Annotated in this window: 15 protein-coding genes; 10 read left to right on the top strand and 5 right to left on the bottom strand. The window is 64.3% G+C overall.

Going from position 1 to position 21,348, the window contains the following annotated elements:
- Positions 1–19: 19 nt before the first annotated feature.
- Positions 20–1,012, top strand: a complete 993-nt coding sequence (gene galE / locus NLM27_RS37900; protein WP_254148114.1) for a UDP-glucose 4-epimerase GalE — start codon at positions 20–22, stop codon at positions 1,010–1,012.
- A 217-nt stretch (positions 1,013–1,229) separates the two neighbouring features.
- Positions 1,230–1,571: a hypothetical protein gene (locus tag NLM27_RS37895; RefSeq protein ID WP_254148113.1), complete on the top strand. Its 342-nt coding sequence runs from the start codon at positions 1,230–1,232 to the stop codon at positions 1,569–1,571.
- Here the strand turns inward: NLM27_RS37895 and NLM27_RS37890 are convergent.
- The gene (locus NLM27_RS37890; protein WP_254148112.1) at positions 1,545–5,660 is read right to left on the bottom strand and encodes a GAF domain-containing protein; all 4,116 of its coding nucleotides are present in this window, start codon (positions 5,658–5,660) and stop codon (positions 1,545–1,547) included. The two genes, NLM27_RS37895 and NLM27_RS37890, sit on opposite strands and share 27 nt — an antisense overlap.
- A gap of 296 nt (positions 5,661–5,956) precedes the next feature.
- On the opposite strand from NLM27_RS37890, the gene NLM27_RS37885 reads away from it, so the two are divergent.
- From NLM27_RS37885 to NLM27_RS37875, 3 genes are read left to right on the top strand one after another with little or no spacing between them, the layout of a single operon-like run.
- Positions 5,957–7,009 (top strand): Ldh family oxidoreductase, encoded by a 1,053-nt coding sequence (locus NLM27_RS37885; RefSeq protein ID WP_254148111.1) that lies wholly within the window; start codon positions 5,957–5,959, stop codon positions 7,007–7,009.
- Positions 7,010–7,030: 21 nt separating this feature from the next.
- On the top strand, positions 7,031–8,398 hold the full coding sequence (locus NLM27_RS37880; protein ID WP_254148110.1) for an LLM class flavin-dependent oxidoreductase: 1,368 nt from the start codon (positions 7,031–7,033) through the stop codon (positions 8,396–8,398).
- 15 nt (positions 8,399–8,413) lie between these two features.
- Positions 8,414–9,199, top strand: coding sequence for a fumarylacetoacetate hydrolase family protein (locus NLM27_RS37875; RefSeq protein ID WP_254148109.1), 786 nt, complete (start codon positions 8,414–8,416; stop codon positions 9,197–9,199).
- 159 nt (positions 9,200–9,358) lie between these two features.
- Here the strand turns inward: NLM27_RS37875 and NLM27_RS37870 are convergent, their stop codons facing one another.
- Positions 9,359–9,814 carry an Lrp/AsnC family transcriptional regulator gene (locus tag NLM27_RS37870; protein ID WP_254148108.1) on the bottom strand — a complete coding sequence of 152 codons (456 nt, stop codon included), beginning with the start codon at positions 9,812–9,814 and terminating at the stop codon, positions 9,359–9,361.
- Positions 9,815–9,967: 153 nt separating this feature from the next.
- Between NLM27_RS37870 and NLM27_RS37865 the strand changes: the two genes are divergently transcribed.
- Both NLM27_RS37865 and iaaH read left to right on the top strand, forming a co-directional pair.
- Complete coding sequence (locus tag NLM27_RS37865; RefSeq protein WP_254148107.1) at positions 9,968–13,417, top strand: indolepyruvate ferredoxin oxidoreductase family protein; 3,450 nt, start codon at positions 9,968–9,970, stop codon at positions 13,415–13,417.
- 75 nt (positions 13,418–13,492) lie between these two features.
- A complete protein-coding gene (gene iaaH, locus NLM27_RS37860) occupies positions 13,493–14,914 on the top strand; it encodes an indoleacetamide hydrolase (RefSeq protein WP_254148106.1) in 1,422 nt (473 codons plus the stop codon).
- Between the two features lie 161 nt (positions 14,915–15,075).
- Here iaaH and NLM27_RS37855 read toward each other — a convergent pair whose 3' ends face one another.
- Entirely contained in the window at positions 15,076–15,987 is a 912-nt protein-coding gene (locus tag NLM27_RS37855; RefSeq protein ID WP_254148105.1) for a LysR family transcriptional regulator, read from the bottom strand.
- Between the two features lie 144 nt (positions 15,988–16,131).
- Here NLM27_RS37855 and NLM27_RS37850 point away from each other — a divergent pair, with 144 nt between their 5' ends.
- From NLM27_RS37850 to NLM27_RS37840, 3 genes are read left to right on the top strand one after another with little or no spacing between them, the layout of a single operon-like run.
- Positions 16,132–17,283 (top strand): HlyD family secretion protein, encoded by a 1,152-nt coding sequence (locus NLM27_RS37850; protein ID WP_254148104.1) that lies wholly within the window; start codon positions 16,132–16,134, stop codon positions 17,281–17,283.
- A gap of 16 nt (positions 17,284–17,299) precedes the next feature.
- Positions 17,300–18,910, top strand: a complete 1,611-nt coding sequence (locus tag NLM27_RS37845; RefSeq protein ID WP_254148103.1) for an MDR family MFS transporter — start codon at positions 17,300–17,302, stop codon at positions 18,908–18,910.
- Positions 18,911–18,935: 25 nt separating this feature from the next.
- Entirely contained in the window at positions 18,936–19,397 is a 462-nt protein-coding gene (locus NLM27_RS37840) for a carboxymuconolactone decarboxylase family protein (RefSeq protein WP_254148102.1), read from the top strand.
- Positions 19,398–19,539: 142 nt separating this feature from the next.
- Here the strand turns inward: NLM27_RS37840 and NLM27_RS37835 are convergent, their stop codons facing one another.
- Both NLM27_RS37835 and NLM27_RS37830 read right to left on the bottom strand, forming a co-directional pair.
- Positions 19,540–20,400, bottom strand: a complete 861-nt coding sequence (locus tag NLM27_RS37835; protein WP_254148101.1) for a D-amino-acid transaminase — start codon at positions 20,398–20,400, stop codon at positions 19,540–19,542.
- 204 nt (positions 20,401–20,604) lie between these two features.
- Entirely contained in the window at positions 20,605–21,336 is a 732-nt protein-coding gene (locus tag NLM27_RS37830; RefSeq protein ID WP_254148100.1) for an amino acid ABC transporter ATP-binding protein, read from the bottom strand.
- Positions 21,337–21,348: the final 12 nt, after the last annotated feature.

Raw genomic sequence — 21,348 nt, 5'->3', positions numbered from 1 at the left:
GAGAAGAGCAGAAGACGACATGACCGACCGACCGACCGTCCTCGTCACCGGGGGCGCGGGCTATATAGGCTCGCATGCCTGCCGCGCACTGACCGCCGCCGGCTATCAGCCCGTCGTTTATGACAATCTCTCGACAGGTCATCGCAGTTTCGTCGCCGGTCCGCTGGTGACGGGCGATCTGCTCGACGGCACGACGCTGGGGCGCGCCTTCGCCGATCACAAGGCCACGGCGGTGATGCATTTCGCGGCGGCGAGCCTCGTCGGGGAGTCCATGACCGACCCGCAGAAATATTACATCAACAACGTGCAGGGCACGCTGTCGCTGTTACAGGCGATGCGCAACGCGAACTGCCATCGCATCGTGTTCTCCTCGACCGGCGCCGTCTACGGCAACGCCGATTCCAAGGAGTTGCCGGAAGACTTTCCCTGCGTGCCGATCAACCCCTACGGCGCATCGAAGTGGATGATCGAGCGCATGCTGGCCGACTACCGCGCGGCCTACGGCTTCGGCGCGTTCTGTCTGCGCTATTTCAACGCCAGCGGTGCCGACGCGACCGGTGGCATCGGCGAACTGCGCGACAACGAAACCCACCTCATTCCGCGCGCGATGATGGCGCTTCAGGGACATGTCGACTTCGCGGTGTTCGGCGACGACTACGACACGCCCGACGGCACCGCGATCCGCGACTACATCCATGTCACCGACCTCGCGGCGGCACATGTGGCGGCACTGAAGCTTCTGGAGGAAGGGCACGCCGGCGGCAGCTTCAACCTCGGCACCGGCTCCGGCTTTTCCGTGCGCGAGATCCTCGACGCCATCAGGCAGGAAACCGGACGCGAGGTGCCGCACACCGTCAAGCCGCGCCGCGCCGGCGATCCCACCTATCTGGTCGCGGATCCCTCTGCTGCGAAGAAGGTGCTGAACTTCGTGCCGCGTCATTCCGACCTCGCTACGGTCATCCGCACCGCCTGGGCCTGGCACCAGAAGGCGCATCCGCTCAGGTCGCGTTAGGACGCGCCCGCGCCCTTGCCCGCCGGGCGCCTGAACGGCTAGAATGAAGCTTCGGCGCCGGCGTTTGTCCGGCGGCCGTATTTTCTCGCATCCCGGCGATGATGCCGGCCTGCGTGGCTCCGCCGATTACGGAATCCGATTTTTCCGAGCTCAAGGCCACGATCACGTCCGCGCGTCGGCCTGTCATCAGGCGCGGACCCCGGGGAGCATGGAGCGAATGCATCAGGCTGCACGCCTGGAGTTCGAGCGCGTGATGGAAGAATTCGCCCGCTGGCAGGTCGTGCCCGCGGACGAGCGCTCGCCGGCGCCTGCCTGGTGGTGGGGTCCCGCAATGGCGGTATTCGACGACAATGAGACGATGGGTAGCGCATGGTGCGCCGAGCTCGGCTTGAACGACGGGTCGAGCTTCGCCGAGGGCGCGCGCACCATTCTCGCGCTGTTCGTCGAGCAGACGTCACTGACGGGGCCGCAGGATTTTCCGAGCAAGGCCGACGCCGGCGAGCACGACGTCCGTGAACTACATCCGCAGCCGTCAGACGACAGCGCGTTTCAGCCGTAACGCTGCGCCTTCATCCGCGACCGGCTCCGCGTCCGGCTGGAGCGGCGGCGCCACCGGCAGCGCCATCGGCCGCAACAGCTCGGCCATCTGCCGCGCCGGCAGCGGCTTGGAGATCAGATAACCCTGCATCTCGTCGCAGCCATGAGTGCGCAGGAACGCCTCCTGCTCGGCGTTCTCGACGCCTTCGGCGACGACGGTCATGCCGAGCGCCTTGCCCATGCTGATGATCGCCTGCGCGATTGCCTGGTCTTCCGAATCCTGCGGCAGGTCGCGCACGAAGGAGCGGTCGATCTTGATGGTGTCGATCGGGAAGTGCTTCATCAGGGACATCGACGAATAGCCGGTGCCGAAATCGTCGATGGCGAGGCGAATGCCGCGGCTCTGGATGGCGTCGAGCACCTTGAGCGCGCGGCCGACATTGCGCATCATCATGCTCTCGGTGACCTCCAATTGGAGCAGCACTGGCGACATGCCGCTGGCCGCCAGCGCCTCGTCGACGTCCTGCAACAGATGCTCATCGGCGAACTGCCGCGGCGACAGGTTGACCGCCATCGACAGCGGCAACAGGCCGCGGCGCTGCCAGGCCATGGCCTGCGCACAGGCCTCATTCAGCACCCAGCGGCCGATCGGCACGATCAGCCCGGTTTCCTCCGCAAGCGGAATGAACTGCGCCGGCGAGACATTGCCGAGATCGGGATGGGTCCAGCGCAGCAGCGCTTCCACGCCGGTGATCTGACCGGTCTCCATGTCCACCTTGGGCTGGTAATTCAGCGAGAATTGCTCGCGCTCCAGCGCCCGGCGCAGCGCGCTCTCCAGCGACAGGCGCTCGATCGACTGCGTCTTCACTTCCTTGGAGAAGAAGCGATAGCCGTTCTTGCCGTCTTCCTTGGCGAGATACATCGCCATGTCGGCGTTCTTGGTCAGCGTCTGCGCGTCGGAGCCGTTGGCCGGATACATCGCAATGCCGATCGAGGCCGTGGTATGGCACTCGTGGCCGGCCAGCTCCATGGGCTCGGCAAGCGCGGCGAGCAGTCCAGTCGCGATGTCCTGGACGTCGTCGATCTCGCCGCACTGGTCGAGGATCACCACGAACTCGTCACCGCCGAGCCGTGCCACCACGTCGCTTGTCCGCAGTGCGCCGCGCAAGCGACTCGCCACTTCGAGCAGGAGCAGGTCGCCGGCCTCGTGCCCCAGCGAATCGTTGATGACCTTGAAGCGATCGAGATCGATGAACAGCACCGCAAAACGGTGATCGTGGCGCTGCGCCGCGTCGATCGCCTCGCGCAGCAGCCCGTTGAACGTCTCGCGGTTCGGCAGGTCGGTCAGGCTGTCATGCGAGGCGAGGTATTCGATCCGCTCGTCGGCCTTGTGCTTCTCGTCGGCGCGATCGAAATTCTCCATTGCGAAGGAGACGTTGTCTGCCAGGCGCTGCAACAGCTCGACGAATTCGCTGGTGAACGTGTCCTGTTCGGTCGACATGTAGATCATGACACCGACAGGCTGATCGTGGGCGATAAGCGGGATCGCCGCGCCCGCGCGCGCGCGGTCGCCGCGAACGATGGCGTGGAAGGCGCTCACGCGCTGGTCGTTGAGATAGTCGTTACTGATGCAGGGCTGCCGGGTTCGAAACGCCGTGCCGGCCATCCCCCGGCCTTCGGGGCGCTCGGGGTCGACCGAGAGGCGGACATTGCGCGTGGTGTCGGACGACGGTCCGGCGCTGGCGACGATCTTGAGCTGGTCGGTGTCGGCGCTGGCGAGCGCGATGGTCGTCGAGGTGAACTTGGCGCCGTTCGATGCGGCGAGGCACACGAGATCGAACAATTCGGCGCGCGATTTCGCCCGCATGATCGCCTCATTGGTCGCGCTCAACGCCGCGAACATGCGCGTCAGGCGTTCCTTCTGCGCTTCGGTGCGGGCCTTCTCCTCGGCGCGGTCGAAATTGTCGAGGGCGAAGGAGACATTTTCGGCCAGGCGACCCAGCAGCTCGACCAGATCGGGCGTGAAGGTATTCTCTTCCAACGCAAGGAAAAGCAGAATGCCGATCGGCTCCTCGCCGCCGCGCAACAGCGGAAAGCTGGCAGCGGCCCGGGTTCCATCCTCGGTCGCCTTGGAATGCCAGTGCGCCGAACGCGGGTCGTTCAGATAGTCATTGATGACACTGGGCTGGCGGGTCCGCACCGAGGTTCCGATGATGCCCTGGCCCTCGGGGTGCTCGGCGGAAACAACGCAGGTCCGCCCGACCATTCGCTCCTGGAGCTGTCCTTTCACCGCGACCACGCGAACGAGCTCACGCCTCTCGTCCATGATGCCAATCGTCGCGGATGCGAACATGTCACCCAGCACGGCTGCCTGGCACGCCACCTCGAACAGGTCCTCGCGAGTCTTGGCTCGCATGATGGCTTCGTTGGTGGCGCTGAGCGCTTCGAACATGCCGCTCAGGCGGTTGCGCTGCTTGTCGGCCCGCGCCTTCTCGTCGGCGCGATCGAAGTTCTCCAGCGCGAAGGCGACGTTGGCCTGGAGCTTGCGCAACAGCTCGACGAATTCCGGTGTGAAAGTGCCCCGCTCCGGCGAATTGAACAGGAATATGCCTTCCACCCTGTCGCCGTTGAACAGCGGCAGCGCAGCGGAGGAAGCGATACCGTTGCGGCGGGCGCTGGCCTGCCAGGGCTGTGTGCGATCGTCCACGAGAACATCATTGCTGATGCAGGGCTGCCGGGTCCGGAACGCCGTGCCGGTCAACCCCCGTCCCTCCGGCACGTCGTCGCCGATCGCAAACTTGAAGGTTCGCACTTCGTCTGCGTTCGGCCCGCAAGATGCGACGACGCGGAGCAATCCGGCCTGATGATCGACCAGCGCAATCGAGGTTGAGGCGAACTTGGCACCCTGCACCGTCGCCTCGCAAACCAGATCGAACAGCTCGGCGCGGCACCGCGCCCGCAGGATCGCCTCGTTGGTGGCGCTCAGCGCCGCATACATGCGCGCGAGGCGGTCCTCTTCGTCGGCAATCCTAGCCTTCTCAGCCTCCCGGTCGAAATTCTCGATCGCGAACGAGACGTTCTCCGCCATGCGCAGCAGCAGGGCGACGACCTCCTCGTCCTTGGCCCAGGAGCGGCTGATGAAGAACAGGAGGACGCCGACGCTCTCGCCGTGCTTGATCAGGGGCGCGACCACACAAGCGGCAACGCCGGTATCGATGTTGACGCGCTCCCAGGGCGTTCCCTTGGTACGGCTCGGCAGGTCTTCCTCGACGACCGCCTTCTGCGTCCGGAACACCTGACCGGTTATGCCGCGGCCGAACGGATTGTCGGCATCGGTCGAGTAGCGCGCCTGGGTGACGAGATCGAGATGCTCGCCCGTCGCGGCGACTGGCTTCAACCAGTGCGACCCCTGCTCGCGGAGCAGCACGAAGGTCGCAATCGACTTGGCGCTGTGCACGGACGCGTCACAGACGAGCTGGTACAGCTCCAGCTCGGTCTTGGCGCGCAGGATGGCTTCGTTGGTGGCACTGATGGCGCAGAACATGCGGTTCAGCCGCCGTGTCGCCCGCTCGCTGGCCTGCCGCGCGGTCTCGCGCTCGAAATTGTCCAGCGCATAGGAGATGTTGGCCGACATGCGTTCGAACAGCGACACCATCTGCTCGCTCAGCGAGCCGGCTTCGCGGCGGGTCACGTAGAGCACGCCGACACTCTTGCCGTTGCAGAGCAGCGGCAGCGCCGCCGCCGCGCCGATTTCGACCGAAGCCGCGCCTACCCGCCATGCCAGCGAACGCGGGTCGTTCAGATAGTCGTTGCTGATGCACAGCTTCTGATCGCGAAACGCCTCGCCGCCGACGCCCGAGCCTTCGGGTGTCCCGGCTTCCGTCGTGATCACAAGGGAGCGCAGCCGCGCGACGTCCTCGCCGCAGCCGGCCGCAAAACGAAGCCGCTGGCCGTCGGGTCCCACCAGGAACACGGCCACGGCCAAAAAGTCCCCGCTCGAAAACCCGGCGTCGCAGACCTTCTGGTACAGCTCGTCCGGCGATTTCGCGTAGAGAATCGCTTCGTTGATGGCGCTCAACGCCGCAAAGGTGCGCGCGAGTGTCGTCGGCACGATCTCAGCTCCCGGGCATTTCTGCCTATTTCTCCCGGGTGACTTTATGACGGGCGATCGCCTAAGTGGTTATTATCGCGCGCTGCAAACCGTCGATCAAAGTGAACGAGCCGCGAACGAGGGCTGCAAAACTGTCGAAAATCCCGCCACACGGGACGAATCTTCGACCAAAGGCGCGTTCTCTTTACGAATTTGCAGCCCTGTATTGGTTTACGGGAGATTGATATCGCAGTGGCGCTTTGAGACGATGGCACTCAACAAGCAGCCCGTTAAGGGGACCGAGCCGAGGAAACGCCATGCCGATCGTCAGGGCCGACCGCCTCACGCGCATCAGCGCCGCGCTGCTCCGTGCCGCCGGGGCTTCGGAGGAAGAGGCCGATGCGGTCGCAATCGGCTGCGTCAATGCCAATCTCGCCGGGCATGATTCGCACGGCGTGATCGCCGTTCCCACCTATATCGATCGCATCAAGGCCGGACACATCGTTCCCGGCGCCAAATGGACCATCGTCCAGGAATCGTCGACCACGACCGTGATCGACGGCCATTGGGGGTTCGGCTTCCACGTCAACGCGAAGGCGATGGCGCTGACCATCGAGAAGGCGAGGACGGCGAACGTCGCCGCCTGCACGGTGTTCCGGCAGAGCCATGTCGGCCGCCTTGCCGCCTATCCGCTGATGGCGATGCGCGAGGGCATGATCGGGATCGCGACGGCGGATTCCGGCCGCTCGCCGAAGCACGTGGCGCCGTTCGGCGGCAAGGAGGCACGGCTCGGCACCAACCCGATCTCGATCGCGGTGCCGTCCGATCTCGATGCGCCGTTCTACCTGGATATGGCAACCTCGGCGGTGGCGGCCGGCAAGATCCAGCTCGCGGTTGCCCGCAGCGAAGAGATTCCGACCGGCTGGATCATCGACGCCGAGGGACGGCACACCACCGATCCGACCCAATACCGCAAGGGCGGCGCGCTGCTGCCGCTTGGCGGCACCGAGGGCTACAAGGGCAGCGGCCTTGCTGCCATGGTCGAGGTGCTGTGCGGCCTGCTCACCGGCCTCGGCTTCGGCGTCGAGCCCACCGGCCGTCACAATGACGGATGCTTCATGGCGGTGTTCAACGTCGCCGCGTTCCGCCCGCTGAAGGAGTTCAAGCGCGAGGTCGCTGAATTCGCGCAATATCTGAAATCGACGCCGCCGTCCGAAGGCAGCAAGGGCGTCTACTACCCCGGCGAGATCGAGGGCCTGCGTGAGCAGCAGCGCCTTCACGACGGCATCGAGATCGAGGATGCAACCTGGGAGAAGCTGCGCGCGCTGGCACGCGAATACCGGCTCGATACCGTCCTCGACCTGGCCTGATACAATCCGGAGAACAGCAGCATGAATCGGCAGATGGTCCTGGTCGGCTTCCTTCAGGCGCAGAACTGCACGAATTTGCCGAGCTCCTGGCGGCATCCGGACTCCCGCTCCGATTCGATGTCGGCGGATTATTATCAGGAGATCGCCAGAATTTTGGAGGCCGGCAAATTCCACATGGCATTCTTCGACGATCGCCTGGCGATGCCGGACCGCTACGGCAATGACCACGCGCACACCGTCGAATACGGCATCCGCTGCGTGAAGATGGATCCGCTGATCGTGCTGACCACGATGGGCCTGGTTACCGAGAACCTTGGGCTGGGTGCGACCTGCTCGACCACTTACTATGAGCCGTTCGACGTCGCGCGCCGCTTTGCCACGCTCGATCTGATGTCCGGCGGACGGGCGGGGTGGAATGTCGTCACCTCGCTCAATGATGGCGAAGCGCTCAACATGGGGCGCGACTCCCATCCCGAACATGATTCCCGCTACGACAAGGCCGACGAATTCATGGAGGTCGTGCTCGGCCATTGGGACACCTGGGAAGACGGCTCGCTCATCATGGACAAAAAGAGTGGCCGCTTCGCCGACCCGACCAAGGTGAAGCGGCTCGATCACAAGGGCGCGGCCTTCAAGTCGCGCGGCCCGTTCACCGTGCCGCGCTCGGACCAGGGCCATCCCGTCATCATCCAGGCCGGCGCCTCCGGCCGCGGCCAGCGTTTTGCTGGTCGCTGGGGCGAGGTGATCTTCACCGCCGCGCGTAATCTCCAGGGCGCGAAGGACGGTTACGCCGCCGTGCGCAACGAGGCGGCGAAAGCCGGCCGCGATCCCGACCAGATGTTCCTGTGCAATCTGACGACGCCGGTCTGCGCCGCGACCAAGGCGGAGGCCGAAGACAAGATGGCGCTGATCAACAAGCTGCCGCTCGAGATCGACGCGCTGTCGCTGCTCGCCGAAGCACTCAATTACGATTTCGCCTCCAAGAACCTCGACGAGCCGCTGACGACGGAAGAGCTGAAGAGCATGCAGGGCATCTTGGGCATTCGCGACGGCGTTCTGAAGAATTCGGGCAAGAGCAACCCGAGTGCGCGCGACTTCGTCACCTTCTCCGGCCGCGGCCAGGTCCAGGATGCGATGGTGGGCGGCCCCAAGGAGATCGCGGACAAGCTCGAAGAAATGTTCGTCGAGCGCGGCTGCGACGGGTTTGTCATCGCCGCGACTTACGTGCCCGGCTCCTATGCGGACTTCGTGCAGCACGTCGTGCCGGAGTTGCAGCGGCGCGGGCTATTCCAGAAGGAATACCGCGGCAAGACATTGCGTGAAAATCTCGGGCTGAGGCGGCCGGACGCCGGCGCCTGGAAGGCGAAGCCTCGCGATGCCGCGGAATAACGACGAGGACCGGACATGCGCTGGCTGAAATTCACGGCTTCGGACAAGACCTCTTGGGGGATCGTCGAAGGCGATAAGGTGATTGCGATCGACGGCGATCCCTTCGGTGAATGGCAGCGCGGCTCACGCACGCATCCACTGTCGCAGGTCAGAATCGAGCTGCCGTTGATCCCGCGCACCTTCTATTGCGTCGGCCTGAACTATCTGAAGCACCTGAAGGAGGCCGCCGACAAGCGCGGCGAGGTGCCGGCGGTCCCTGACCGGCCCGAGATCGGCTATCGCGCCCAGAACGCGCTGATCGCGCATGACGAGGATGTCGTGATCCCGTCCTTTGCAACGGACAACATCCACTACGAGGGCGAGCTCGTCGTCGTCATCGGCAAGAAGGTGAAGCATCTCACCGAAGCGAATGCGATGGATTGCGTGTTCGGCTACACCATCGGCAACGACGTCAGCGAGCGGAGCTGGCAGAAAGCGGACCGTAGCCTGTGGCGCTCGAAGAATGCCGACACGTTCAAGCCGATGGGCCCGTGGATCGAAACCGAAGCCGATCTCGACACGATGGAAACGATCGTCAGGGTCAACGGCAAGGAAACCAACCGCTTCCACACCAACGACATGATCTTCGGCGTGGTGCCGTTTCTGGTCGAGCTGACGAAGTATTTCACTCTATGGCCCGGCGACGTGATCTGGATGGGCACGGATGGCGCATCGCCTGACATCAAGCACGGCGACGTCGTGGAGATCGACATCACTGGCATTGGCACGTTGCGCAGCCGGTTTGTCAGAGAGAGGATGTAGTCACGATCGCGGCGTCGTCCCGGCGAAGGCCGGGACCCATACGCCGCAGCAAATGTTGTGACCGGGACTCGCCGTTACAGCTTCGCAAGCAACTCGCACTCGTGATTATGGGTCCCGGCCTACGCCGGGACGACGACGGATCATCCGCGCAACCCTTCCTCAAAACGGCAACGCCACCCCTGTCTTGATCTCCTTCAGCACCACGTTGCTGCGGACGTAACGGATACCGGGAATGCGGAACATGAATTCGTCGAGGAATCTGTTGTAGGCCGCCATGTCATGCACGACGACGCGCAAGTGATAGTCGGCATCGCCCGTGGTCGCAAAGCACTCCAGCACCTCGCGGCGCTTGGTGACCCGCGACACAAATTCGTCGACGAACTTCGCATCGTGCCGCTCCAGCGAGACGTGGAGGATGGCCGACATCGCGAACCCCGCCCGCTCGCGATCGATCAGCGCGGCGTAGCCTCGGATGACGCCGCTTTCCTCAAGCGCGCGCACCCGGCGCCAGCAGGCCGAGGTGGACATGCCAACCTCGTCCGCAAGCTGTTGATTGGTGGCGCGACCATCCGTCTGGAGGTGCGCAAGAATCCGCGTGTCCTGCTCTTCGATCATGAATCTCACCAAATCGGATAATCTCACCGAATTATAGGATAAATCGGATATATCTACCAGAATGACGCGTCCGTGAGGAAAATTAGGTAAGACCTACCAGTTGCCCGGGCCTAACCTCTGCCAATCCGGCAGGGAATGCCGCGGGAGGTCCGCATGGACACCATTCCGTCCCTCGACGCCTACGAGCTCTCCGACCGTTACGACCGCGAGGAGGGCCGCGTCTTCCTCACGGGCACACAGGCGATCGTCCGCATCGCACTCGACCAGGTCAGGCGCGATCGCGCGGGCGGCCTCAACACCGCGGGCTTCATCTCCGGCTATCGCGGCTCGCCCCTCGGCGGCATCGATCTCGAACTGTGGCGCATCCAGGAACGGCTCAAGCGTGACCGCATCGAATTCCTTCCCGCCGTGAACGAGGACCTTGCGGCAACCGCGGTGCTCGGCTCGCAGCAGGTCGAGACCCAAGGTGACCGCGAGGTCGATGGCGTGTTCGGGCTCTGGTACGGCAAGGGCCCCGGCGTCGATCGCTCCGGCGACGCGCTCAAGCACGGCAACGCCTACGGCTCCTCGCCGCATGGCGGCGTGCTGGTGGTCGCCGGCGACGACCATGGCTGCGTCTCCTCGTCGATGCCGCACCAGTCCGACGTCGCCTTCATGAGCTGGTTCATGCCGACGCTGCACCCCGCAAGCGTCGGCGAATATCTCGAGTTCGGCGAATATGGTTACGCACTGAGCCGTTTCTCCGGCATGTGGGTCGGCTTCAAGGCAATTTCGGAAATCGTGGAGTCGGGCGCATCCGTCGCGCTGCGTCCGCCACGTGCCTTCCGTACGCCCGAGTTCACGCCGCCGCCTGATGGACTGCACTATCGCTGGCCCGACCTGCCCGGTCCGCAGATCGAGGAGCGGCTCGAGGCGAAGAAGCACGCGGTCTACGCCTTTGCGAAGGCCAATCCAATCGATCGCCACATCTATGACGTCAGGGACGCCACCTACGGCATCGTCACGACGGGCAAGGCACATCTCGACCTGATGGAAGCGCTGCGGCTGGTGGGCCTCGACGAAGCGGCCTGCCGCAGCATCGGCATCGACATCTACAAGGTCGGCATGGTCTGGCCGCTGGCACTGCATGACGCGATGGAGTTCGTGAAGGGCAAGCGCGAGATCCTCGTGGTCGAGGAGAAGCGCGGCATCATCGAGAGCCAGTTCAAGGAATATTTCTACGACTATCCCGGCAGCAAGCCCGAGCGCATGGTCGGCAAGCACGACGAGCAAGGGGCGCGCCTGATCTCGTGGATCGGCGAATTGTCGCCGCGCGCACTCGCCGGTGTGCTCGCACGCCGGCTCGATCCAATCTTCCCGGGCCTCAATCTCGCCGCACGCACTGCCGCCTTGATGCCGGAAGCGGCGCGCACGATCAACGTCAGCGGCGCGACGCGTACGCCCTATTTCTGCTCGGGATGTCCGCACAACACGTCGACCAAGGTGCCGGAGGGATCGAAGGCCCTCGCCGGCATCGGCTGTCATTTCATGGCGAGTTGGATGGACCGCGAGACCTCCTCGCTGATCCAGATGGGCGGCGAAGGCGTGAACTGGGCGGCTTCGTCGAAATTCACCGGCCACAAGCACGTCTTCCAGAATCTCGGCGAAGGCACCTATTATCACTCCGGCTCGATGGCGATCCGACAGGCGGTCGCCGCCAACACCAACATCACCTACAAGATCTTGTTCAATGATGCGGTGGCGATGACCGGCGGTCAGCCGGTCGACGGGCCTGTCAGTGTGCATGCCATCGCACACAGCGTCCGCGCCGAGGGCGTCGGGCGCATCGCGCTTGTCTCGGACGATCTCGCGCAGTTCTCGCCGGCGGATCTGCCTGTCGGCGTCACCATTCACCCGCGAGAGGAGATGGACACCGTGCAGCGCGAACTGCGCGAAGTCTCCGGCGTCTCAGTCCTGATCTACCAGCAGACCTGCGCGACCGAGAAACGGCGCCGGCGCAAGCGCGGGCAGATGACCGATCCCAGGCGCTTCGCCTACATCAATGATCTCGTCTGCGAGGGCTGCGGCGATTGCTCGGTCGAATCCAACTGCCTCAGCGTCGAGCCGAAGGACACGCCCTTCGGCCGCAAGCGTCAGATCAACCTCTCATCCTGCAACAAGGACTTTTCCTGCCTCAACGGCTTCTGCCCGAGCTTCGTCACCGTCGAAGGCGCGACGCGTCGAAAGAAGACCGCAAGCCAAATCGACGCGATCGGCCGCGCCGCGACGCTTCTCCTGCCCACCTCCGCAACGCTCGACCGGCCCTACGACCTGCTGGTGACCGGCGTCGGCGGTACCGGTGTGATTACGGTCGGCGCGTTGATCGGCATGGCCGCGCATCTCGAACGGCGCGGCGTGTCGGTGCTGGATTTTACCGGCTTTGCGCAGAAATTCGGACCCGTGCTGAGCTATATCCGGCTTGCGGATTCCCCCGAGGCACTGCAACAGGTGCGCATCGACCAGGGCGCGGCCGATGCCGTGATCGGCTGTGACGTTGTCGTCAGCTCCTCGCCGAAGGCGTCCGGCACCTACCGCCGCGGCACGCGCGCCGCGATCAATACCGCGGAGATGCCGACCGGCGACGTCGTCCGGTTCCGCGACGCCGACCTCGCCTCGCCCGTCCGCCTGCGTGCGATCGGCCGCGTGATCGGCGACGGCAATCTGGACACGATCAACGCGAATGCGCTGGCGGAACGCCTGCTCGGCGATGCCGTCTATGCCAACATCATCATGCTGGGCTTTGCTTGGCAGCGCGGACTGGTTCCCATCTCGCTGCAAGCGCTGCTGCGCGCGATCGAGCTCAACGGCGTCGCCGTCGAGCGCAACAAGCAGGCCTTCGCCTGGGGCCGCATCGCGGCTGCCGATCCGGATTTTCTGCCCAAGTCGAACGATCTGCCCACGGTCGAGACGCTCGATCAGCTCATTGAACGCCGCGCCGGCTTCCTTGCCGCCTATCAGAACGACGCCTATGCGTTGCGCTACCGGGCGATCATCGCGAAGGTCCGCCGCGCCGAAGCCGTCTTGACCAGCGAATCCCTGACCGATGCGGTTGTTCGCGCCCTGTTCAAGCTGATGGCCTACAAGGACGAGTACGAGGTGGCGCGCCTGCACATGCAGGGCGGCTTCCTCGACGAGCTGAAGGGCGAATTCGAGGATGGCTTCAGCATCCGGTATCACCTTGCCCCGCCCTTCCTGCCGTCAAGGCGCGACGCACGCGGCCGGCCGCGCAAGCGCGCCTTCGGCCAATGGATCCAGATGCCACTCGCCGTGCTCGCGCGATTGAAGGGGCTGCGCGGGACGCCGTTCGATCCGTTCGGCTACACCGCCGAACGGCGCACTGAGCGGGAGCTGATCGCCTGGTATGAAAGTCTGATCGAACGGATGCTCGGCAGGCTTGACGCGGCGCACCTCCCTCGCATCGTCGCGATCGCGAAAGCCCCGATGGAGATTCGCGGCTATGGCCCGGTGAAGGACGCCGCGATCGAGAAGGTGAAGGCCGAGATCGAGCGGCTGTTCGCCGAGCTCGACGCACCATCGCCGGTAAAGATGCGCGCCTACGGTTGACGTCGCGCCAGCGAGGCTTCAGCCTCTAAACCCGAAGGGCGCCCTGATGGCGCCCCTGCAATGGGGTGACACATCATGGATTTCGACCAGCCGACCCTGACCCAGGCTGCAAGCGACCTCCGTGCCGGGAGAGTCACGAGCACCGCGCTCACGACGGAAGCTCTCGCCCGCGCCAAAGCAAACGGCGATCTCAATGCCTTCGTGACCCTGGACCAGGCCGGCGCCTTGAAAGCCGCGGCCGCGTTCGACGCGACGGGCGACGGGAGCAAGCCGCTCGGCGGCGTGCCCATCGTGATCAAGGATAACATCGAGGTGGCAGGACTTCCCTGTAGCGCCGGCACGCCTGCGCTGAAGGACTACGTTCCGCAAGCTGACGCACCCGTTGCCGCGAAACTGCGCGCGGCGGGCGCGATCATCATCGGCAAGACCAGCATGCACGAGCTCGCCTTCGGCATTTCCGGCTACAACACCGCGTTCAAGACCGGCGCGGAGTTCGGCGTACGCAATGCCTATGATCGCGCCCTGATTGCCGGCGGCTCCTCGTCCGGAACGGGTGCGGCGATCGGCGCGCGGATCGTTGCGGGCGGACTCGGCACCGACACGGGCGGATCAGTCCGCGTGCCCGGCGCGTTGAATGGATGCGCATCGCTGCGCCCGACCGTCGGACGCTACTCGCAAGAAGGCATCGCGCCGATCTCGCATACGCGCGACACCGCAGGCCCGATGGCCGCGACCATGGCCGACGTCGAACTGCTCGACCGCGTCATCGCGGGAGGAGACGAGGTCGCGCCGGCTGATTTGAAGCAGGTGCGGATCGGCATCGTGAGGTCGATGCTGACCAATCTCGATGCCGACACCGAGGTCGCCTTCCACGCGGCAATCGCGAAAATGAAGGCGCAGGGTATCACGATTGTCGAGATCGAGATGCCTGAACTGGCCGGGCTCAACGGTCAAGTGGGCTTTCCCGTCGCGCTGTACGAGGCCTATGACGACATGGTCGCCTATCTCGCGCGCACCGGCACGGGCCTCACCATCGAAGCGCTGGCCAACGAAATCTCAAGTCCCGACGTGAAGGACACCTATGATGGCCTCGTCATCCCGCGCAAGCTGCCGGGCCCCGACAACACGCTGATTGACGCCAGGCCGATTTATGATGCAGCGATCAAGACAGCACGGCCCCGGCTTCAGGCGCTATACGGCAGGACCTTTGCCGATAATCGGTTAGACGCCGTCGCCTTCCCGACCACGCCGCGCGTCGCGATTGCCTCCAATCCCGACTCCAGCAGCCTCGAAAACTTCGGACTGTTCATCCAGAACACCGATCCCGGCAGCAATGCCGGTATTCCCGGGATCCAGATCCCGATCGCGCTCGGTGCCACCAGCAAATTGCCTGTAGGGCTTGAATTGGATGGCCCCGCGGGCAGCGATCGCCGCCTGCTCGCAATCGGCATGGCACTCGACGCCGTGTTCGGGCGGCTGCCACCGCCGGCCCGCTAGAGGCAGGCACATATCTATTTCCTCACCCTGAGGAGCTTGCGAAGCAAGCGTGTCGAAGGGCGAGGCCACGACGCGGGCCTTTCGTCCTTCGCGACGCGCGTTCCGCGCTCCCAGCGACAACGGCTTCGCCGTTGCGCAAGGGATGAGGAATTGTTCGCATCTCAAGAATAAGGATTGATCAGCTTCTGCAGCTCGGCGCTGTGGTGCACGAGCATGTCGATGAAGGTTCTGACCTTCGCCGACAGATGGTGGCGGTGCGGATAGACCGCGTTCATCGACATCTCGACCGGGCGATATTCCGGCAGGAGCCGAACGAGGTGGCCTGCTTCGAGATCGCCCTGGGCGAGAAATCCGGCCATCAGGCAGACGGCCGCCCCGTCCAGCGCCGCAGCCCGCAGCGCCTCCCCGCTGTTGGTGACGAAGCGGCCGGAGATGCGCACCGAGGCCGGAGCACCCTTGCGGTCGAAGAAGCGCCATTCGTCGCCAAAAGGGTAGTTTAGGTGACGCGCGCAATTGTGCGCGGTGAGTTCGTCGAGCTTCTGAACACGACCATGTCTCTCGAGATAATCGTGCGAACAGCACAGCACGTGCCGCCAGGTGGCGAGGCTGCGGACGATCAGGCTCGAATCCGGCGGCGCGGTCATACGCAGGGCGACGTCATAGCCTTCCTCGATGAGGTCGACGTCGGCCTCCCCCATGCGCAGATCGATCCTGAGCTCCGGATAAGTCGACAGGAGCTGCGCCACCACCGGCGCGACGAACGGCACCATATGCGTGGCGACGTGGACGCGCAGCGTACCGCGGGGCACCGACTGCAATTCGCTCGCGATGTCGTCGGCCTGTTCGAGATCGGCGAGGATCTGCGTGGCGCGCTCGTAATAGGCCCTGCCGATCTCGGTGAGGCTGACCTTGCGCGTGGTGCGATTGAGCAGCCGCACGCCGAGGCGGTCCTCCAGCGCCTGAACGTGGTTGCTCACCATGGTGGTCGACGTGTTGAGCTTGCGAGCAGCCGCGGAGAAGCCGCCGGTCTCGACCACCCGGCTGAAGACTTCGAGGCTGGTAAAGCGGTCCAAGGTTCGATGCTCCGATTATCCGCCATTACGGGATAATGCATCCATAATTTCGAGGATTATCACAACCACCTGGATAACGCATCTTGTGGCTATCCACGACGCGCTTTTCAGAAACGGGGCGTCCGGGAGTTTTTCGAGGATGCCATGTCGAACGCCTCTTATGTCACTGAAACCAATGAACAAACTGGGCTTCGCCCGTCCCGCCAAGCGATCAGGCGCGCAGCCATTGGCCTGGCACTGGCGCTCGGCGTCGCAGTCGCCGGCCACTACGGCTATGACTATTTGACGACCGGCCGCTACCTCGAATCCACCGACGATGCCTATGTGAAGGCCGATTCCACGATCATCGCGCCCAAGGTCTCCGGCTACATCGCGAAGGTGCTGGTCGGCGACAACGAGAAGGTCAAGGCGGGCCAGCCGCTGGCCAAGATCGACGATCGTGACTTCAAGGCAGCACTCGACCAGGCCCGCGCCGATGTCGCCGCCGGAGAAGCTTCGGTGCGCAACATCGATGCGCAGCTCGAATTGCAGCAGCCGATCATCGCGCAGAGCACCGCCGACGTGGCCGCGGCGGACGCCAATCTGAAATTCGCGCAAGAGGAACGCGCCCGCTACGACGACCTCATGAAGTCGGGCTCCGGCACGATCCAGCGCGCGCAGCAGACCGACGCGGCGCTGCGCGCCAGCTCCGCGCAATTGCAGCACGCGAAATCCGGCCTCTTGGCGGCGCAGCGCAAGGTCGACGTGCTCACCACCCAGCGCGCCCAGGCGACGGCCCAGCTCGAACGCGCCCGCGCGGTGGCGCAGCAGGCCGCGCTGAACCTGTCCTATACCGAGATCACCGCGCCGGTCGACGGCACGGTTGGCGCGCGTTCGCTGCGCGTCGGCCAGTACGTGCAGGCCGGCACCCAGCTGATGGCCGTGGTGCCGCTCGATGCGGTCTATGTCGTTGCGAACTTCAAGGAGACTCAACTCACGCATATGCGGCCGGGCCAGCCGGTCGAGCTGCGCGTGGACAGTTTTCGCAACCAGACCCTGCGCGGCCATGTCGACAGCCTGTCGCCGGCGAGCGGGCTCGAATTCGCCCTGCTGCCGCCGGACAACGCCACCGGTAACTTCACCAAGATCGTGCAGCGCGTGCCGGTGAAGATCGTGCTCGACGATCATGAGCTCACCGGCCTGTTGCGGCCGGGCATGTCGGCGGTGCCGACCGTCGACACCAAGCAGACCGTGCTGGCCGAACGCAAGGCGACCAGGCATCTCGCCGACAACACATCCCGTCCGAACGGCGGCTAAAGCTGACGAGGCTGCCATGAGCACGCGCCAACCCACCCTCAACGCCGCAGCCGGCCTCCCCGCCCCTGCTGTGCCCGCGACCCCGGCGGTTTCCGCGAGAACATGGATCGCGGTGATCGGCGCGACGCTCGGCGCCTTCATGGCGGTGCTGAACATCCAGATCGTCAACGCCTCGCTGGCCGACATCCAGGGCGCGATCGGCGCCGGCATCGATGACGGCGGCTGGATCTCGACCTCCTATCTGGTCGCAGAGATCGTGGTGATCCCGCTGTCCGGCTGGCTGGCGCAGGTGTTCTCGATCCGGATCTATCTCCTCACCAACGCGATCCTGTTCTTGGTCCTGTCCGCAGCCTGCGCACTGGCACAGGATCTGTCGCAGATGATCGTGCTGCGCGCCGTGCAGGGTTTTACCGGCGGCGTGCTGATCCCAATGGCATTCACCCTAATCATCACGCTGCTGCCACGCGCCAAGCAGCCGGTCGGGCTTGCGCTGTTCGCGCTGTCAGCGACGTTCGCGCCCGCGATCGGCCCGACCATCGGCGGCTATCTCACCGAGAATTTCGGCTGGCAATACATCTTCTACGTCAACCTCGTGCCCGGCGCGATCATGGTCGGCATGCTCTGGTACGCGCTCGACGCAAAGCCGATGAAGCTGTCGCTCCTGCGCGAGGGCGATTGGGCCGGTATCATCACCATGGCGATCGGGCTGTCGGCGCTTCAAACGGTTCTCGAGGAAGGCAACAAGGACGACTGGTTCGGCTCGCCGTTCATCGTGAAGCTTTCGGTGATCGCGGCCGTTGCGCTGGCCGCCTTCCTGATCATCGAGCTCACGGTGAAGAAGCCGCTCTTGAACCTGCGCCTGCTCGTTCGCCGCAATTTCGGCTTCGGCATGCTCGCGAACTTCCTGCTCGGCATCGCGCTCTACGGCTCGGTGTTCATCCTGCCGCAATATCTGGCTCGCATCCAGGGCTACAATGCCGAGCAGATCGGCATGGTGCTGGCCTGGACCGGCTTGCCGCAGCTCGTCTTGATCCCTCTCGTGCCGCGCCTGATGCAGCGGTTCGATGCACGGATCATCATCGGCATCGGCTTCGTGCTGTTCGCCGCCTCCAACTTCATGAACATCTACATGACCAGCAACTACGCCGCCGATCAGCTGCTGTGGCCCAACGTCGTGCGGGCGATCGGCCAGGCGCTGGTCATGGCCCCGCTGTCTGCGGTGGCGACATCGGGCATCGAGCCGGAAAACGCGGGCTCGGCGTCCGGCCTGTTCAACATGATGCGCAATCTCGGCGGCGCCGTCGGCATCGCGCTGCTCCAGACCGTACTGACCAAGCGCGAACAATATCACTCCAACGTGCTGATGCAGTCGGTCTCGGTGTTCGAGCAGGCGACGCGCACGCGGCTGGAACAGCTCACCCAGTATTTCATCAATCACGGTGTCCTCGACCGTGCGGATGCCGCGCATCGCGCCTATGTCGCGATCGGCCGTATCGTGCAGAAGCAGGCCTATATCCTTGCCTTCAGCGATACGTTCTATCTGCTCGGCGTGGCGCTGATCGTGGCCCTGATCGCTGCCCTCTTCCTGAAGAAGCCCGGCCAGACTTCCGCCGGCGGAGCCCACTGACCTCAACCAAGAAAGGAGAACGACCATGAAGCCCCGTATGAACTATTACCAGGCCGCACCCGACACGATCAAAGCACTGATGGCCTTGGAGACGCAGATCCAGTCGACGGGCCTGGAGAAATCACTGATCGAGCTGGTCAAGATCAGGGCCTCGCAGATCAACGGCTGTGCCTATTGCATCAACATGCACACCGAGGACGCGCGCAAGCGCGGCGAGACCGAGCAGCGCATCTATCTGCTCGATGCCTGGCGCGAATCCCCGCTTTATTCCGACCGCGAGCGCGCGGCGCTGGCCTGGACGGAATCGGTGACGCTGATTTCGCAGACGCGCGCCCCTGATGACGTCTACGAGCAGGTCCGGGCGCAGTTCTCCGAGGCGGAAACCGTGAACCTGACCATGCTGATCGCGGCCATCAACGCCTGGAACAGGATCGCGATCTCGTTTCGCTCGGTTCACCCGGTGAAGGTGAAAGCATCCGTGGCGTGAGGGGGAGCCCGCTGTCGCAGCTCGGCAAGTCTCGTAGGGTGGGCAAAGCGAAGCGTGCCCACCGCTTTCAGCAAATGCGAGAGACAACGTGGGCACGGCGCAAGCGCGCCTTTGCCCACCCTACGATAGCTGAATGTGTGGCCTAAACCGCCGTCGCCTTGGCGAACTCCACGTAGATCTCGCGCAGGCGCGTTGCCATCGGGCCGGGTTTGCCGTCACCGATCTTCTTGCCGTCGATCGCAACCACCGGCTGGACGAACAGCGATGCCGACGTCGCAAAAGCCTCCTTCGCAGCGAGCGCCTCAGCGACCGTGAAGGAACGCTCCTCGACCCGGAGCTGGCGCTCTTCGGCGAGCGCCACCACCGCCTTGCGGGTGCAGCCCGGCAGGATCGCGTTGGAGTTCTTGCGGGTGACGATGACGTCGTCCTTGGTGAGGATGAACGCCGAGGACGAACCGCCTTCGGTGACATAACCGTCTTCCAACATCCAGGCTTCGCCGGCGCCGGCTTCCGCCGCGACCTGCTTCGCCAGCACCTGCGCCAGCAGCGCCACGCTCTTGATGTCGCGCCGCTCCCAGCGGATGTCGGGCACGGTGATCACGTTGATGCCGGTCTTCGCCACCGCGGCGTTGATGATGTCCTTCTCCGAGGTGAACATCACCAGGCTCGACTTGACGTCGCCCTTGGGGAACGCGAAGTCGCGGCCTTTGTCGGCGCCGCGCGTGACCTGGAGGTAGACGAGGCCGTTCTCGACCCTGTTGCGCGCGATGAGCTCCTTCTGAAGCTCGGTGATGCGCTCGACCGTCTCCGGCAGCCTCAGCTTGATCTCGCCGACCGACCGTTCCAGCCGGGCCAGATGCGAGGCATTGTCGACCAGCTTGCCGTCGAGCACGGCGGAGACCTCGTAAATACCGTCAGCGAACAGGAAGCCGCGGTCGAGGATCGAGACTTTCGCGTCCGAGAGCGGGACGAATGAGCCGTTGACATAGGCAATCGAGTCCAAGGCAGGTCTCCTGGGAGAAAAGGGGGATTTGGCTGGTTATACGCGAATTGGGGGCGGCGATCACCCCTCGTTTCGTCATTCTCCATTGCGCACTTGCGCAATGTGGGCATTCGCAACGCGAATGAGCCCGGAATCCATAACCATCAGCCGGGGTTATGGATTCCGGGCCTGCGCCTTCGGCGCATCCCGGAATGAAGGCGGGAGTTAATGCGACAGGATCTTCGACAAGAACTTCTGCGCGCGGTCGCTGCGCGGCTTACCGAAGAAATCGTCCTTCGGGGCGTCCTCGACGATCTCGCCGCGGTCCATGAAGATCACGCGGTTGGCGACCTTGCGGGCAAAACCCATCTCGTGGGTGACGACCATCATGGTCATGCCCTCGCGGGCGAGATCGACCATGACGTCGAGCACTTCGCTGACCATTTCAGGATCGAGCGCTGAGGTCGGCTCGTCGAACAGCATGACGATCGGATCCATCGCGAGCGCGCGCGCGATGGCCACGCGCTGCTGCTGGCCGCCGGAGAGCTGGGCCGGAAATTTCTGCGCCTGCTCCTTCAAGCCGACGCGCTCGAGCAGTTGCATGCCCTTCGTCACCGCCTTGTCGTGTGACCGGCCCAGCACCTTCTCCTGCGAGAGGCAGAGATTGTCGATGATCTTGAGGTGCGGAAACAGCTCGAAGTGCTGGAACACCATGCCGACGCGCGAGCGCAGCTTCGGCAGGTTGGTCTTGGGATCGTTGACCTTGGTGCCATCGACCAGGATGTCGCCGCTCTGGAACGGCTCAAGCGCATTGACGCATTTGATCAGCGTCGACTTGCCCGAACCCGAGGGGCCGCAGACGACGACCACCTCGCCCTTGGTGACGTTGGTGGTGCAATCCGTCAGCACCTGGAAGCTTGGAGTGTACCATTTGTTGACGTGGCTGATTTCGATCATGACGGACACGCT

Origin of the sequence: Bradyrhizobium sp. CCGB12 (genome assembly GCF_024199845.1) — a bacterium.
Taxonomy (GTDB): Bacteria; Pseudomonadota; Alphaproteobacteria; order Rhizobiales; family Xanthobacteraceae; genus Bradyrhizobium.
The sequence above is the reverse complement of the archived record's forward strand: the minus strand, read 5'-3'. Positions and strand labels throughout refer to the sequence as shown.

Bases quoted from the DNA above. Each gene is read 5' to 3' on its own strand.
- NLM27_RS37880 (WP_254148110.1), top strand. From the start codon at position 7,031: ATGAATCGGCAGATGGTCCTGGTCGGCTTCCTTCAGGCGCAGAACTGC.
- NLM27_RS37885 (WP_254148111.1), top strand. From the start codon at position 5,957: ATGCCGATCGTCAGGGCCGACCGCCTCACGCGCATCAGCGCCGCGCTG.
- NLM27_RS37830 (WP_254148100.1), bottom strand. From the start codon at position 21,336: ATGATCGAAATCAGCCACGTCAACAAATGGTACACTCCAAGCTTCCAG.
- NLM27_RS37895 (WP_254148113.1), top strand. From the start codon at position 1,230: ATGCATCAGGCTGCACGCCTGGAGTTCGAGCGCGTGATGGAAGAATTC.
- NLM27_RS37870 (WP_254148108.1), bottom strand. From the start codon at position 9,814: ATGATCGAAGAGCAGGACACGCGGATTCTTGCGCACCTCCAGACGGAT.
- iaaH (WP_254148106.1), top strand. From the start codon at position 13,493: ATGGATTTCGACCAGCCGACCCTGACCCAGGCTGCAAGCGACCTCCGT.
- galE (WP_254148114.1), top strand. From the start codon at position 20: ATGACCGACCGACCGACCGTCCTCGTCACCGGGGGCGCGGGCTATATA.
- NLM27_RS37840 (WP_254148102.1), top strand. From the start codon at position 18,936: ATGAAGCCCCGTATGAACTATTACCAGGCCGCACCCGACACGATCAAA.
- NLM27_RS37850 (WP_254148104.1), top strand. From the start codon at position 16,132: ATGTCGAACGCCTCTTATGTCACTGAAACCAATGAACAAACTGGGCTT.
- NLM27_RS37875 (WP_254148109.1), top strand. From the start codon at position 8,414: ATGCGCTGGCTGAAATTCACGGCTTCGGACAAGACCTCTTGGGGGATC.
- NLM27_RS37845 (WP_254148103.1), top strand. From the start codon at position 17,300: ATGAGCACGCGCCAACCCACCCTCAACGCCGCAGCCGGCCTCCCCGCC.
- NLM27_RS37865 (WP_254148107.1), top strand. From the start codon at position 9,968: ATGGACACCATTCCGTCCCTCGACGCCTACGAGCTCTCCGACCGTTAC.